Annotated in this window: 8 protein-coding genes and 1 pseudogene; 3 read left to right on the forward strand and 6 right to left on the reverse strand. The window is 42.9% G+C overall.

Annotated elements, in window-relative coordinates:
• Window positions 1-32 precede the first annotated feature (32 nt).
• Window positions 33-2,501 (reverse strand): penicillin-binding protein 1B, encoded by a 2,469-nt coding sequence (mrcB, locus tag ACS8FB_RS01565; protein ID WP_439260691.1) that lies wholly within the window; start codon window positions 2,499-2,501, stop codon window positions 33-35.
• Between the two features lie 464 nt (window positions 2,502-2,965).
• On the opposite strand from mrcB, the gene ACS8FB_RS01570 reads away from it, so the two are divergent.
• Window positions 2,966-5,812 carry a heavy metal translocating P-type ATPase gene (locus ACS8FB_RS01570; protein WP_439260692.1) on the forward strand — a complete coding sequence of 949 codons (2,847 nt, stop codon included), beginning with the start codon at window positions 2,966-2,968 and terminating at the stop codon, window positions 5,810-5,812.
• A 186-nt stretch (window positions 5,813-5,998) separates the two neighbouring features.
• Here the strand turns inward: ACS8FB_RS01570 and ACS8FB_RS01575 are convergent, their stop codons facing one another.
• Entirely contained in the window at window positions 5,999-6,718 is a 720-nt protein-coding gene (locus ACS8FB_RS01575) for a Bax inhibitor-1/YccA family protein (protein WP_058368538.1), read from the reverse strand.
• A 319-nt stretch (window positions 6,719-7,037) separates the two neighbouring features.
• Between ACS8FB_RS01575 and ACS8FB_RS01580 the strand changes: the two genes are divergently transcribed.
• Window positions 7,038-8,042 (forward strand): NAD(+) kinase, encoded by a 1,005-nt coding sequence (locus ACS8FB_RS01580; protein WP_439260693.1) that lies wholly within the window; start codon window positions 7,038-7,040, stop codon window positions 8,040-8,042.
• Window positions 8,043-8,075: 33 nt separating this feature from the next.
• Complete coding sequence (locus tag ACS8FB_RS01585) at window positions 8,076-8,387, forward strand: YeaC family protein (RefSeq protein WP_299216232.1); 312 nt, start codon at window positions 8,076-8,078, stop codon at window positions 8,385-8,387.
• A gap of 118 nt (window positions 8,388-8,505) precedes the next feature.
• On the opposite strand, the gene ACS8FB_RS01590 is transcribed toward ACS8FB_RS01585, so the two are convergent.
• From ACS8FB_RS01590 to alaS, 4 genes and pseudogenes are all read right to left on the reverse strand, one after another.
• Window positions 8,506-8,880, reverse strand: coding sequence for a HopJ type III effector protein (locus ACS8FB_RS01590; RefSeq protein ID WP_439260694.1), 375 nt, complete (start codon window positions 8,878-8,880; stop codon window positions 8,506-8,508).
• A gap of 105 nt (window positions 8,881-8,985) precedes the next feature.
• Window positions 8,986-9,153 (reverse strand): annotated as a pseudogene (gene csrA, locus ACS8FB_RS01595) (carbon storage regulator CsrA); the annotation flags it as partial.
• A gap of 445 nt (window positions 9,154-9,598) precedes the next feature.
• A complete protein-coding gene (locus ACS8FB_RS01600; protein WP_439260695.1) occupies window positions 9,599-10,885 on the reverse strand; it encodes an aspartate kinase in 1,287 nt (428 codons plus the stop codon).
• A 291-nt stretch (window positions 10,886-11,176) separates the two neighbouring features.
• The gene (alaS, locus tag ACS8FB_RS01605) at window positions 11,177-13,849 is read right to left on the reverse strand and encodes an alanine--tRNA ligase (protein WP_439260696.1); all 2,673 of its coding nucleotides are present in this window, start codon (window positions 13,847-13,849) and stop codon (window positions 11,177-11,179) included.
• Window positions 13,850-13,870: the final 21 nt, after the last annotated feature.

A 13,870-nucleotide genomic window follows, 5' to 3' on the forward strand; every position in this document is an offset into this window, starting at 1 on the left:
CAGTATGAATCAACAGCTTATCAGATATTTTACTAAAACCACTCAAGAGCTCGATTGTACCAAGTATCCGTACGTCTTTGAGTATCGTTATCACCATTTTCGTCAGTTGGCTCGATTACCTCACTGTTTGGTATATTTAGACCTTCACGCTGACGCTGCTGATTGATCGATCCTTGCTCATTTTCCCATTGTATTTGACCACGTGCTTGCTCCTGCTGATACAAAGAGATCGCACAGCTGCTTGCTTCTTCTGGCAAATGTGCCGACATAACTGGTAAATATCGAGCCGAGGCGCAGCGCTCATTAGATAGTTTGCCAGTGTTATTCTCAAGCCATAACCATTCAATTCCTTCAGGCTCTGGCATCGCGACAGGCGTCAATTTTATACGATTCATATAATCAACCCATACTGGCAGTGCTCCAGTACCACCGCTAAGCCCAATTGGTTTATTGTCGTCACGTCCAACCCAAACGACGCTCACATAGTTGCCACTATAGCCTGCAAACCATGCATCACGGTAGTCATTGGTCGTTCCCGTTTTACCCGCCAGATTTAAATTGCTACCAAGTGACTTAGCACGTTTGGCAGTACCGTTTTTGACTACTTCTTGTAGGGCATAGTTGGTTAAATAATTGGTTTCAGGTGGTATGCTACGCTGAGTGTTCAGACCAGTACGCTGCAAAATTCGTCCACGATTGTCAATAACGGTTCGAATACTATGAATAGGGGTGCGAAAGCCACCAGTTGCAAAGACTTGATATACGCCAAGCATGTCCATAGGACTTAAATTAACCGAGCCTAATAGTGCTGAGGGATAAGCGGGGATTTTTTCTTCAATACCCAAACGACGTAACTGTTTGGCAAATGTGTCAATGCCAAATTCCATTCCCAAACGCACGGCACTTTGGTTGTATGATTTGGCAAGTGCAGTCGTTAATGGGACATAACCATGATCACGACCACTATAGTTTTTAGGGTTCCACTTGCTACCATCACCTAAGTTGACTGTAATTGGAGAATCATCGACGGGGCTGGCTAAATTGTAGCGACCGCTTTCAAGCGCTGTCATATAAATAACAGGTTTTAACAATGATCCAACTTGACGCTTGGCATCAACAGCACGGTTAAAACCAGTAAACTCGCTACCACTACCAACGACAGCAACTAGTTCACCAGTCTCAGGATTGGCACTGACCAAGGCACTTTGCAAGTCTTTGGTCTTACTACTGTTGCGACGTAATTCGCCAAGTTTTTTATCAACCGCTTTATCGGCTGCTAATTGCGCAATAGGGTCAAGGGTACTAATAATGGTCAGCCCCTCGTTTTTTAGGTCATCAGAGTAATAGACGTCATTAAGCTCGCGCTTGACGATGTCCAAAAAGTCTGGAAACTGGCTTTTGCCTTCAACAGGTTTGTCTACCACTCCAAGAGGCTTTTCTAGTGCCGTATCGTATTGCTCTTGACTGATAGAACCCATCTGTAGCATATTGTTGAGCACTACATCACGACGTGCCTTTGAATCATTAGGATGGCGACGAGGATTGTAGACGCTTGGCCCTTTAGCCATACCGACTAGCATGGCTTGTTGATCCAAGCGCAGCTCATTTAGAGGCTGGTTAAAATAAAATTGTGCAGCTAAGCCAAAACCATTTATAGAGCGGTTGCCATTTTGACCAAGATAGATCTCATTAAGATAGGTTTGCAAAATCTCATCTTTACTATAATGCAGCTCTAGTAATACGGCCATCAGTGCTTCATTGGCTTTACGCTTAAGGGTGCGATCAGAATTCAGATAAAAGTTTTTGATAAGCTGCTGGGTGATGGTCGACCCCCCCTGCATAGAGCCACCAGAGAAGTTGTTGATCACGGCACGGGCGATACCGCGTATAGATACTCCTTTGTGCTCATAAAAACCGCGATCTTCAGTCGCGATTAAGGCATCAATTAATGGTTGCGGTACGTCATCTAAAGAGACAACCATGCGATCTTCATTGCTATCCGGATAAATGCCGCCAATACTTACAGGCTCAAGACGAATAATGCCAGTCTTATTTTGTTCAGTGCTCTGAATCGACTTAATCTTATCGTTGGCAATCGTCATTTTGATGACTTGTTCTTTATCAATATCGTTTGCGCTATAAGTAAAGCCGCGCGTATGAATAAAGTAGTTATTGCCTGACTTATAGAAGCTACCTGTGCGATCATAGGCTTTGTTGCTACGATAATTAAGCAGCTCAAGCCAAGTCTTCATCATGCTGTTGTCAACTGCCGCACCTTGATAAAGCTCAAGCGGTTGCGAATACACTTTGGCAGGAATATCCCAGCGCTTACCTTCAAACTTATGAGTAATAGTACGGTCAAGCTTGACCAGATACAGCGCCAACAAAACCATGCCAACGATGACAATGATTAATAGAATACTACTAAATACAATTCCGCGTTGCTGCGAGGGGAGATTACTTGCAGCAGACTGAGGTAACTTAGGATTAGATTTTCGCACTGATAACGCACCGTATTGGGATAAAAAACTGCCTCATAATGACGCAAATTGACAAAATTTTCAATCTATCATCATCGACTTAAGGTTTTATTGGGTTTAGCTAGGAAGGTGTATAATGATATAACATCGAATATCAATATATAAATGAACTAATGAAAGCGTAGTAATAGTACTAATATGAGTTTAAAAGAACTAAGAGTAGGGCAAATATTGTATTTAACGAATGAGTTTTAATATGGCATTCGCTTATATATGACTGTCTATAAGGTTTTAATTTATTTAATAAGTGCCATATAGGATAACAGCCTATACGCCCAAAAATGGTGTTTTTTGTATGGATTATCTGCTGTTATTTTATCAATAGTTGCTAGGTTATTGTTAAGCTTAAATTTAGTCTAAATCAAGCAATATTTATGCAACACAATATCTGTAAAGCAGTATGTCTAAAGGAAGTAAGCACGATTATGTCTAGTGTCTCGTCATCAATACCCGCAATCATATCTCATGAAGACAGCTCAATCATTGAAGGTTTGGTATTGCCGCTTGCCGGTCACTGTTTCCATTGCGGTGATCCAGTACCGCAGCCGCCGTTTCATGCTGAGATATTAGGGGAGTCACGTGAGATGTGTTGTATGGGCTGTCAACTGGCTTCTCAAAGCATTGTAGAAGCTGGACTTGAGCAGTATTACCTTGATCGCTCAGAAATCAACCGTACAGCCAGTCTACCCACTCAATTAACACGCCTTGAAGCCTACGATAATGACGAAATAAAGTCGCAGTTTGTCTATGCCCAAGATGGTATGTCAGTTGCAGAGTTGTCTGTCAACAATCTACGCTGTGCCGCTTGTACGTGGTTGATTGAATCACGCTTAGATGAGTTAGATGGTATTCGCAAATGCCAAGTAAATCTGACCAATCAGCGTATGCGAGTGATTTGGGACGAGAGCAAGCTGCCTATTAGTCGCATCTTAGCTGTCATTAACGAGATCGGCTATGAAGCAAAACCTTATCGTCAAGATACCCATGAGGCTATGCTAGCGCGTCACAACAATCAGATGCTACTAAGGCTTGGTATTGCAGCATTGGGTTCCATGCAGGCGATGATGTATGCCGTAGCGATCTATTTTGGCGAGTATAGCGATATGCTGATATTCCAGCGCGACTTTTTACGCTGGGTATCTTTATTTGTTAGTACGCCTGTGTTTTTTTATGCAGGTATACCGTTTTTTACCTCGGCTTGGTCAGCGATTCGTGCACGCCAAGTCAATATGGATGTGCCAGTTAGTATTGCCTTGATTGTTACTTTCTTTACCAGTCTCTATGCCACTGTTACTGGTCAAGGAGAGACGTATTATGACTCAGTCAGTATGTTTATTTTCTTCTTATTGGCAGGACGTTATATTGAGCATAATGCTCGTTTAAAGGCAGCGACTATGGCGAACGACTTAGTCGTTGTAGAGCCTGTACTGGTACAAAAAGTCGCCGAAGACAAAGAGTCTGCCGAGCGTATTTTGCAGCAATTAAAGCAAAGTACGACTGGGGAGAGTGATGTTAATAAAGCAAGGAAAAATCTTGCTGAACAGATTGACAATGTGGCTATTGAAGATACAAGCAATCAGTATGCGTCAAGCTCTATACCTAACTTTATGCAGAACATGGAGGACGACGTCCAGCAATTAACCTTGCGTATTGCTAAAGACTGGCAGCAGACACGTAATCGACAATTGGATCTCTTAAAACGACAAAACGAAGATAAAGAAAAGCAAATGGTCACCGCTCATAGTTTACAAGTGGGCGATATCATCATGGTTGAGGCGGGTTCCGAGATTATTAGTGATGGTATTTTGCTAAGTCCAACTGCTACAGTCTCTCAGAGCCTATTAACAGGTGAAGGCAACTTGATCGCCAAAACTCAAGGTGACTATATCATTGGCGGCGCTCAAAACGACAGTCAGCCGTTTGAGATGTTGATTACTGCACTGCCAGCAGACAGTCAAATAGGCCTGATTGATAGGTTAATGAACCGTGCTATGAGCGAAAAGCCAAAGCTGGCTCAGCAAGCAGATAAGCTGGCCCGTTGGTTCGTGGCGCGCATTTTAGTACTGTCGGCGTTGGTGTTTATTGGCTGGTATATCGTTGATCCAAGCCAAGCGATTTGGGCAACGGTCGCTGTGTTAGTAGCGACTTGTCCCTGTGCACTGTCATTGGCCACACCCATTGCCTTGACTGTCTCGACCAATCGCTTGGCAAGCTATGGTTTTTTGACGACTCGTGGACATACGCTACAAACACTAGCAGAAATCACCCATGTGGCTTTTGATAAAACGGGCACACTTACTTATGGTAAACCAAACTTATTGAATATTGAGCTGTTAGATTCTGCACAACAAAACGAAAAAGATGAGTCAAAGACAGCTTCACAAAAAAACAGTCTCTTAGCCATCGCTGCCGCTTTAGAAGTAGGCAGTCGTCATCCTATTGCTCATGCATTGCTAACAGCGGCTCATCAATTGCACTTACCATCCACCCAAGGTTTGCAACATTATCCAGCGGGCGGGGTGGAAGCGATGATTGAAGGCGTCTTATACCGTATTGGACATATAGATTTTGCGTTAGATAGGGTCAACGATAGTTCTGTCAACGATAGTTTTGATAGCCATATAAACGCCATTGATGACTCCATTATTAATTTAGTTGCTCATCGTGCCAGCTCCGCGGTGGTGTTATCGTGCCAAGCAAACGGTGGCAGTACGTGGCAGGGAATGGCATGTTTTTATTTCAATGACAAGATACGTGATGATGCCAAACCGATGCTTGATACCCTTAAGGAGTATGGCATCGAGTCAATGATGCTAACAGGAGATCCAAGTCCGCAAGCGCTCGTAATGGCTAAAGATTTGGGAATGCAGTCTGCTTACAACGGTTTATCGCCAACCGATAAGGTTAACCACTTACAAAAACTGCAAGTTGAAGGCGCAGTCGTCCTAATGGTCGGCGATGGTATCAATGATGCCCCTGTGTTGGCAGCAGCAGACGTGTCGACCTCGATTGCTGGGGCCGCAGATTTGGCACAGGTATCTAGTGACAGTATCATATTGAACGGTCAAATCGATGCAATTACTGCCGCCAAACGTATCGCTGATAAAACCGAACGTATTATTAAACAAAACTTTCGCTGGGCTCTCGCTTATAACGGTATTGTGTTAATACCAGCGGCCCTAGGCTATGTTCCGCCTTGGCTTGCTGCTATTGGCATGTCGCTAAGCTCATTATTGGTGGTATTAAATGCGCTGCGTTTAAAACGAGCTTAACCTATATTTTCATCTGGCAACTGCTATCATCTAGTGACTTCAGGCTTATCAAATTTGCTAATTTCAATCACAATGCTTCTTTCATCGCAACTTAAGTTTTAACAAGCCATTAGTTTTATCCATAAAAAAACCGCCTGTTATTAAAGGCGGTTTTTTAGCATAATTCTAATGAAACATTACTTTTGGTTAGTCTTGAAGATAACTTAGCAAACGTAGGAACTCGATATACATCCATACTAAAGTCGCTACGATACCTACACTAAATATCCATTCGTAGTCTTCAGAAACGCCCGCTGCTACTCCGCGCTCGATGTTATCAAAATCCAACAACAGACTGAATGAGGCGATAACGATGACAAACAAGCTAAAGCCAATAGCAATCATCCCGCCATCAAACAAAAACGGTAAGCTTGAGCCAAATAACACAAAACCCCACTGTACAACGTATAAGATCATAATCGCAAAAACTGCTGACATCATAATAGAGCGAAACTTATCCGTGACCTTTACTAGGCCTGAGCGATATAGACCTAACATAACCGCGGCTGTCACAAAGGTTGCACATAACGCAGTCAACGGCACACTTGGATACATACTCATAAATATCATCGAGATGCCGCCCAAGAACAAACCTTCTAGTAAAGCATAAGGAATGGCTAGGGTCTTAGCCATATGAGGCTTAAAAATCATAAAAAACGCTAAACCAACACCTGCAAACATACTAACGATTGCAGTCATATAGATAAAGCTACTAGATAATCCAGCAGCAATTGCATAAAAGAAAAAGCCTAAACCAGAGAGTGCTGACAAGCCTAATAGCATTGTTGTCTTTTGTACCACACCTTTGACGGTCATCGACTTACCGCCGACCGCAAGTTCTGCGCGACTGACAATAGGATTGGCCATACATGTATCCTTAATAAAAAATATAAATAAAATAATACAGATGTCAGTTACTTTAGCAAAACCGTTATTATTGTCAACTGTGTTTGCGTGACACCATGAGAGCATTAGAGATAGAGGTTTTATGCGACTGCTAAATCGCTTATTGACTAATATAGACGATACTTTTAGTAGTCAAAAAAACATCTAAAAAATGCGTACGTTAGTTATTATATGGGGTCGATTATGACAGTTAACAACGATAATTGATAAAACATGCTAGTTTAAACGCTCATTTATCGCTATCATTACTCTGTACTTTACAGTGATACCGAGTCGTTTTATGGAAAACTCAGCGCAGTCAGAAAGATTGCCGCATTTGCACGAATCAGAGCTATTTCATGCTATAAAAAACCCAGCTTTTAGGCGTATTGGTCTGATGGGCCGCGCTGGGAAACGTAGCGTCACCCAAAGCCTTGTTCAAATTGCACAAACCATTAATGATATGGGTTTGATGTTAATTATGGACGTACAAACTGCTAACTTGCCTACTCTAGATTTGACGGAAGTAGAAAAAGTCAAAATCGTCAAGCGTAGTTTGATAGGCGAGATTTGTGATCTTGTCATCGTAGTAGGGGGAGATGGTTCTATTTTACATGCAGCTGAAGCACTAGCGCGCTACCGTGTACCTGTATTGGGTGTCAACCGTGGCCGACTTGGGTTCTTGGCTGATGTAAAGCCTGATGAAGCTGCCTTTAAGCTACGTCAAGTATTAATGGGCGACTATCAACTTGACCATCGGTTTTTATTAACCATGGAGATAAGAGAAGGACGTGACATTATCCATGAAGACATGGCGCTTAATGACATTGTTTTACATGCCGGAAAATCGGTACATATGATTGATTTTCAAATGAAAATTGATGGTCAAGATGTTTATCGACAGCATAGCGATGGGTTAATCGCTGCAACGCCGACAGGATCGACCGCTTATGCCTTGTCAGGTGGCGGCCCTATTATCCATCCTAGTATGGATGCAATATGTCTAGTGCCTATGCATCCACATACGCTATCGAGCAGACCGATTGTAGTCAGTGGCAATAGCGAAGTCTGTATTCGCATTCATGAGGACAATCGTACGCAGCCGATGGTCAGTGCAGACGGCAAAGCGAGCATGCCACTTGAGCAAGAGCAGCGTTTATACATTCGTAAACATCCAGATAAGCTGACTTTACTGCATCCTCCAGGCTTTGACTTTTATGAAGCTTGCCGTACTAAGCTACACTGGAACGTCCACGCTGAAGAATTTAGTCTCGACAGTGATGATGATATTATAGATGACGAGTAAACGTATCTAAAATAATAGTAGAGAGTAGATATAATGGATAAACAAACAATCTTAGCGAGTTTAACCCCAGAGTTGGTCGATAAGTTCCGCGTTGCTATTGAGCTAGGTAAATGGGCTGATGGCACTAAGTTAAATGCTGAACAGCGTGCTACTTGTATGCAGGCAGTCATGATTTGGGAGCACGAACATCTAGCACCTGCTGAGCGTACTGGCTTCATTCATAAACCTATAAAAGACGATGGTTCAACCGTTGGAGCTGAGTGTGATGTAGAGCATGAACATCATTATCCTAATATGCCCAATCCTAAGGGGGCGATTCAACCGGTCAAATTTCGCGATAAGTAATGTGATAAATTGAATAGTATTGAATAACACTGGGTTGAATAATCTGAATCAACTTGATATAAAAAAGCCACGCTATCATCATAGCGTGGCTTTTTTATAGTGGCAGACACTATATAGCTTACAATGCAGTAGTATCTACGTTTGGACGTAATGTCAGTGGATTTGTTTCCATTAAAAATCCCTGCCAGCCCCAATGTAAAAAATTACGAATGTTAGCATGGTCTGTACCATTCGGCGTAGCTTTTACCTTTTCGTAATGCTCACCGAAAAGCTTTAGGGTATCTAATTGATCTAAGCCATGATGTCTAGCAAAGCCAAAGACTTTTGCACTCCCTTCATTTTCACCAGCATCATTATGCAGTAAGCCATTCACGAATGGCATTGGTGCATAGCGATAAAAATCATCAATAAAGCTGATAACATCATTAAATCCAATGGCTTTTTTGTTCAATCCATTAAGCAAAGCCGATACGTCTGATTGGCGGATACTCATAAGTAAATGACCTCAAAGCAGGTTAAATTAACGATTAAAGTAGTCTTCATCATCAAATGATGGCGCAAAATTGCCTTGTTCAAGATGTTGCATCTGTGATTGTACTGTACGCTCTTGCTGGATACGCTGATAAATCTCTTCACGATGTACTGCAATATCTTTAGGTGCATTAACACCTATACGTACCTGATTGCCTTTAACGCCCAGAACAGTAACACTGACTTCATCACCGATCATTAACGTCTCGCCCACACGGCGTGTCAAAATTAGCATGCGTCACACTCCTTATGTCGCATTAAAAAATTATTACTCATTACATTACATCTCAATTACAGATCATCACTAAATCGTCATGACATAGAACCTATATACGACAACCATAAAGTAATATAGGCGCCTCATACGATAAGTAAAGTGTTACACGATAAGCGATGATGATAGGTAGGTTCATTTAGCCCAAATGAGCCCCCATTATAGGTGGCATAACAGATGCTGTCACGGGTTTTCATAAAACTATTAGGTAAACTACAACGTTAATAACGTTAAAATTACAAAAAGGGTATAAAAAGTACCTTCCTAACCAAATGCTTATTAGAAACGATAAATAGCTATTTAATTGAAAACCGTCAAAGCAATGCTACTAAAATAGACTTACAGTTTTAACGGTTTCAATAATGATCAATACTAAATCATCGAGCCACAGTATTTTGCATTGGTTTTATAAACCCGCAATTTTGCTATCGCCGTCTTCACGATCCAGACCAAAGGCCGTATGTAGTGATTTAACGGCTTTTTCTAAATGCTGATCTTGAATCAAAACCGAAACTTTAATCTCACTAGTCGATATCATTTGAATATTAATATTGTTTTCAGCGAGCGTCTGAAACATAAGGCTAGCGACACCTGCGTGTGAGCGCATACCGACACCAACCAGTGACACTTTGACAACCTCGCTATTGCCTAGTATCTCTTTTGCACCAATCTCGTCTTTTACCTCATCATTTAGCACTTTCATGGTTTTGTCTAAGTCAGTGCGATTGACGGTAAAAGTAAAATCTGTTGTACCCTGATCCGAAAGATTTTGCACAATCATATCGATCTCAATGTTAGCGCGACCAATCGGGCTTAGGATAGCAGAGGCAATACCAGGATGGTCAGGTACACCGCGTACTACAATTTTTGCTTCGTCTCGGTTGAATGCGATACCTGAGATGATTGCCTGTTCCATATTGTCTCCTTCGTCTATTGTAATTAGGGTGCCGACATTGTCTTGAAAATCTTGATCAAAGCTGCCGTCGGTATTTTCATCAAAGCTAGAGAGTACACGTAAAGGCACACCATACTTACCAGCGAACTCTACAGAGCGAATTTGTAGAATCTTGGAGCCAAGACTGGCCATTTCGAGCATTTCTTCAAAGGTGATCTTTTCAAGCTTTTTGGCTTTTGAGGTCACACGTGGGTCGGTGGTATAGACGCCATCAACATCCGTATAAATTTGACACTCATCTGCGCCTAAGGCAGCTGCAATCGCAACACCTGTAGTGTCAGAGCCGCCGCGTCCTAAGGTAGTAGCATTGCCATACTCGTCGATACCTTGAAAGCCTGCCACGATAACGATATTATCAGCGTCTAGTTGTTCACGTATGTTTTTATCATCAATACTCTCGATACGTGCTTTATTGTGCGCGTTATCCGTTTTGATCGCTACTTGACGACCAGTCATTGAGCGAGCACCCACGCCAAGGTCTTTAATTGCCATGGCTAAGAGTGAGATAGAAACTTGCTCACCAGTTGAGACCATTTGATCATATTCACGAGGATCTGGTTGGCTACTAATTTGGCGAGCCAGATCAATCAAACGGTTGGTTTCACCGCTCATGGCTGAAACTACAACGACAATCTGATGGCCATTATCGTGCCAACGTTTGACGCGCTTTGCGACATTTTTGATACGGTCGATACTGCCCATCGACGTACCACCATACTTTTGCACTATTAAAGCCATAAAATTTACCTATTATTCGTCAATGGCTGTCTATAAGTTGCTAGTGTTAACCTGTAATGAGTCTATTTATTCCTATTGCTCGAGGTAAACACTAACAAAGATAAAGCCGGATCATAAAAACTGCTGTGCTATTAATTGTTTTTTTCGTTGGCAGACTGGATTAAGAGCTGACCGCCATACTTTATACCACACTAGCACGCTGATTTTAAGTCGCAACAGCCATTAGATACATGGCGATTGGTTATAACTGTTATAACCAATCAGATAAGTTATAGAACTCTGAGCCTCTTGTTAACCAAGTTGTGACTTAATCCACGCTGGTAGAGCTGTAATAACTGCGCCTATGTTATCGGTCTTGGACGCGCCACCTTGGGCATAATCAGGCTTACCACCGCCTTTACCTCCTAACTCGCCAGCAAGATGACGAACGATATCACCAGCTTTAATACGAGCAGTGACTGACTTGGCTACGCTGGCCGCCAACGCTAGCTGTCCATCTTTATCACCCACTAAGACGATCACGCTGTCTTGCAGTTTGGACTTAATATCATCCATCAATGGGCGAATCGACTTACCATCAATGCCTTCTACAATACTAATTAATACTGGCGTGCCTGCAATGGTCTGTACATCGTCTAGTAAGCTGGCCGCTTGAGCACTGGCCATTTTTTGTTGCAGACGCTCCAGTTGTTTTTCTAAGTCGCGCTGCTTGTCAGCCATGGTACGTACACGCTGTGCAACTTCAGGGCGTTTGACTTTGAGCTGGGAGGCTAAAGTGCTCAACTGCTGATCGTTTTGTTGGATGTATTTTATCGCGCCCATGCCAGTAACGGCTTCGATCCGGCGAATACCTGCGGCAATACCAGACTCACTGACAATTTTGAAGGCACCGATATCACCGGTACGCTGTACATGAAGGCCACCACATAGCTCGATAGAGAAGGGCTGACGCTGTCCATCAACGATACTTTCTGTGCCCATAGTTAAGACCCGAACGTCACTACCATACTTTTCACCAAACAGCGCGACTGCGCCTTTTTGCATGGCTTCATCGATGGGCATATTCTCAATACAAGCAGGTGCGTTAGCTTGTATTTGTTCATTGACTAAACGTTCTACGCGCATGATTTCAGCGCTACTGACGGGCTTGTCATAAGCAAAATCAAAACGTAATACATCGCTTGATACCAGCGAACCTTTTTGTGCAACCTCATCGCCCAATACCACTTTTAATGCTGCATGCAATAGGTGCGTGGCAGAATGGTTTTTGGCACTAGCGGCACGAACATCAGAAAGCACGTGCGCGTCCGCCGTTTGCTGCACACTAACGCGGCCCATATTTACGACACCATAGTGAATAATAGCTTGTCCAGACTTTTTAGTATCTTGTACTTCAAACACCCCTGTTGTCGTACGAATTTCGCCAAGCTCGCCAACTTGCCCGCCGCCCTCAGCATAAAATGGTGTGCGATCAATGATGACGACACCTTCCATTCCTTCATCTAAGTGTTCAGTAGATTTACCGTCTTGGTATAAGGCAATAACATTGACGTTGTTTTCTTCCAGTTGCTCATAACCGATAAATTCGGTAGGGCTCTCAACTTGAATGACACTACTATAATCAACGTCAAACTTGCCAGCATCACGTGCTCGCGTGCGCTGTGCCTGCATATGCTCATCAAACTCAGCTTCATCGATCACAATACCACGCTCTCGAGTGATATCAGCGGTTAAGTCAAGCGGGAATCCATAAGTATCATAAAGTTTAAAAGCAGCTTCACCAGAGAGGGTATCGCCGTCTTGTAAGTCGGTAAGCTCGCTGGCAAGCAAACGTAAACCTTGTGCCAGTGTCTTGGCAAATTGAGTTTCTTCTTTTTTGATGGCATTTTCAATCGTACTCTGCTTATCTTTTAGTTCAGGATAAGCTGCTCCCATTTCAGCCACAAGCGGTGCAACCATCTTAAAGAAAAACTCATTTTCTGCACCAAGCTTATTGCCATGGCGTACAGCGCGGCGAATGACACGGCGTAACACATATCCGCGACCTTCATTGCTTGGCAGGACACCATCAGCAATCAAAAAGGCAACCGCACGAATGTGATCAGCAATCACTTTAAGCGATGACTGCTGCTCATTTTGGATATCTAAAATGTCAGCAGCGGCATCCATTAAGTGTACGAATAAATCAATCTCGTAGTTGCCATGGACGCCTTGCATAATCGCGCTAATACGCTCAAGCCCCATACCAGTATCGACACTAGGTGCAGGTAGTGGCAGCATAGTGCCGTCTTTTTGACGATTAAACTGCATAAACACGCAGTTCCAAATTTCAATAAAGCGGTCGCCATCTTCTTCAGGTGTACCTGGTAGTCCACCTTCAATCTCAGGACCATGATCGTAAAAGACCTCAGTACAAGGACCACAAGGGCCAGTATCACCCATCGTCCAAAAGTTATCAGATGCGTAGGGTGCACCTTTATTATCACCGATACGAATGATACGATTGCTAGGAATGCCAATGTCTTTATTCCAGATATCAAAGGCTTCGTCATCAGTTTCGTAAATGGTCACATACAAGCGATCTTTATCTATCCCAAGCCATTCATCAGATGTCAAAAACTCCCAAATATAAGCAATACCTGCTTGCTTAAAGTAATCCCCAAACGAGAAGTTACCCAGCATCTCAAAAAAGGTATGATGGCGCGCGGTATAGCCAACATTGTCCAGATCATTGTGTTTGCCGCCTGCACGGACACATTTTTGTGAAGATACTGCCCGTGTGTAGTCACGTGGCTCCATACCCAAAAACGTCTCTTTAAACTGGTTCATACCGGCATTGGTAAACAGCAGTGTGGGATCATTATGCGGGATGAGACTCGATGAAGACACAACGGTATGCTGCTTGCTCACAAAAAAATCTAGAAAAGCTTGGCGAATATCGGCTGAGCGAAATGGCTGACTCACAGCGGCTCCTTACTGACAAAT

The sequence above is a fragment of the Psychrobacter sp. 1U1 genome, from assembly GCF_051847535.1.
Lineage (GTDB): Bacteria > Pseudomonadota > Gammaproteobacteria > Pseudomonadales > Moraxellaceae > Psychrobacter > Psychrobacter saeujeotis.